Raw genomic sequence first — 2,287 nt, forward strand, 5'->3', positions numbered from 1 at the left:
CTTGCTCCGGTTCCGGTGGGTGTGATCGGCGAGCTGTATATCGCGGGTGCCGGGCTGGCTCGGGGTTACGTTTCGCGGCCGGGGTTGACGGCGGACAGGTTCGTGGCGTGCCCGTTCGCCGTGGGCGAGCGGATGTACCGCACCGGGGACCGGGTTCGGTGGACTGCCGAGGGTCGGTTGGTGTTCGTCGGTCGGGCCGACGATCAGGTGAAGGTGCGCGGCTTCCGGATCGAACCGGCCGAGATCGAGGAGGTGTTGGCGGCCCACCCGGGCGTGGCTCGGGTCGCGGTGGTCGCCCGGACGGAATCCTCGGGTGACACCCGTCTGCTGGCGTATGTCGTGCCGGCCGACGCCGATGGCGGATTCGGCGATGGTGGGAGCGATGACCTGCCGGTCGCGTTGCGCGAGTTCGCCGCGCGTCGCCTGCCGGAGTACATGCTGCCCGGCGCGATCGTGGTGCTGGCCGCGCTTCCGCTGACCGCCAACGGCAAACTCGATCGGGCCGCCCTGCCCAGTCCCGATCGCTTGGATGGTGCGGAGTCCGGCGGGTTCGCGCCGTCGCCCCAGGAGGAGATCCTGTGCGGGATGTTCGCCCAGGTGCTCGGCCTGGAATCGGTCGGAGCGCACGAGAACTTCTTCGAGCTGGGCGGCCACTCCCTGCTCGCGACGCGGCTCGTATCGCGCGTACGGGCGGTGCTGGGCGTCGAGTTGGACATTCGCTCCCTCTTCGAGTCACCGACGGCAGCCGGGCTGGCCGGAGAACTGACCCGGTCCGGTGCGGCGCGCACGGCGTTGGCGGTTCGGGAGCGTCCGGAGCGGGTGCCGTTGTCGTTCGCGCAGCGCCGGTTGTGGTTCCTGGGGCAGTTGGAGGGCCGTAGCGCCAAGTACAACGCTTCGACGGTCGTTCGGCTGTCGGGACCGGTGGACAATGCGGCTCTCTCCGCCGCGTTGCGGGATGTGATGGGTCGGCACGAGGTGCTGCGGACGGTATTCGCCGTCGCGGACGGTGAGCCGTACCAGAGGGTGTTGAGTCTCGACCACGTCGAGTGGGAGCCGGTAGCCGAGTCCGTGGCGCCGGCGGAGATGCCGGGTGCGATCGCGCGGGCGACAGGCCATGTGTTCGACCTCGCGGCCGAGGTACCGATCAAGGCGTGGCTGTTCTCGTCCGGGCCGCGGGAGCACGTGTTCGTGCTCGTGGTGCATCACATCGCGGGTGACGGTTGGTCGATGGGTCCGTTGGGTCGTGACGTCTCCACGGCGTATGCGGCCCGGTGTGCGGGACACGCACCCGAGTGGGCTCCGTTGCCGGTGCAGTACGCCGACTACACGCTCTGGCAGCGCGAGATCCTGGGTGAGGAGGACGACCCCGAAAGCGTGTTGTCGGCCCAGGTGGCCTACTGGCGTTCGGCTCTGGCCGGAGCGCCGGAGGAGCTGGAACTGCCGATCGACCGACCCCGTCCGCCGGTCGCCGGTCACCGTGGGCACAGCGCTCGGCTCGAGATCCCAGGCGATCTCCACGGCGACATCGTGGAGTTGGCCCGGTCCGAGGGTGTGACGGTGTTCATGGTGTTGCAGGCCGGGTTGGCGGTGTTGTTGTCGCGGTTGGGTGCCGGTACGGATGTGCCGATCGGTGCGGCGGTGGCGGGTCGTACGGACGAGGGTCTGGACGATCTGGTCGGGTTCTTCGTGAACACGTTGGTGATGCGGACGGACCTGTCGGGGGATCCGACGTTCCGGGAGGTGCTGGGTCGGGTTCGGGAGACGGGCCTGGCGGCGTTCGGGAATCAGGATGTGCCGTTCGAGCGGTTGGTGGAGGAGTTGGCGCCGGCGCGGTCGTTGGCGCGGCATCCGCTGTTCCAGGTGATGTTGACCCTGCAGAACGCCGGCCGGGCGGCGCTCGAACTGCCCGACATCGAGGTGGGTGCGGCGTCGGCCGCCGACGCTGCGGATCTCTCGCCGGCCGCGAGGGTGGACATCGAGGTGACCGTCGGCGAAGTCGTCGACGATCAGGGCCGCCCAGCCGGGCTCCGCGGCCTGGTGACCGTCGCCGCCGACCTGTTCGATCCGGATTGCGTCCTGCAGATGGCCGAGCGGTTGGCACGGGTACTGCGGGCGGTGACCGCCGAACCGGCGTCGCGTCTGGGCGCGGTGGACGTGCTTGACGGGGCCGAACGGTCTCGGGTGTTGGTGGAGTGGAACGACACCGCTGTGGATCGGGATTCGGTTTCGGTTGTGGGGTTGTTCGAGGCTCGGGTGGTGGCGTCGCCGGGTGCGGTGGCGGTGGTGT

At 69.6% G+C, this 2,287-nt stretch carries 1 protein-coding gene; it reads left to right on the forward strand.

Annotation, left to right across the window (positions count from 1 at the left end):
- The coding region (locus ACZ4FV_RS52070; RefSeq protein WP_465328475.1) for a condensation domain-containing protein at positions 1 to 2,287 on the forward strand (2,287 nt) is incomplete at both ends.

It is taken from the genome of Embleya sp. NPDC025285 (genome assembly GCF_055558835.1).